Raw genomic sequence first — 207 nt, forward strand, 5'->3', positions numbered from 1 at the left:
TAAAATACGTCCCTTTACTTCACGACTTTTGGCAAATCGAACAAGACCTAGTTTTGGCAATTTAATTTTGCTTCCTACAACGGCAATGTTTTCATTTGTTTGTTTTGTGGTGTAAGATTGTACGTTGTTCTTCTTAGATTTGAAACGCGGGGCATTGTTTTGTTTTTTGAAAAGGCGTGTATAAGCATCCGCAAGGTTGCGAACAGA

1 pseudogene is annotated in these 207 nt (G+C 37.7%); it reads right to left on the reverse strand.

From position 1 onward, the window contains the following. Nucleotides 1-207, reverse strand: a pseudogene (locus JDS81_RS31240) (RNA-guided endonuclease TnpB family protein); the annotation flags it as partial.

The sequence above is a fragment of the Bacillus cereus group sp. N31 genome (assembly GCF_016483245.1).
GTDB classification, from domain to species: domain Bacteria; phylum Bacillota; class Bacilli; order Bacillales; family Bacillaceae_G; genus Bacillus_A; species Bacillus_A toyonensis.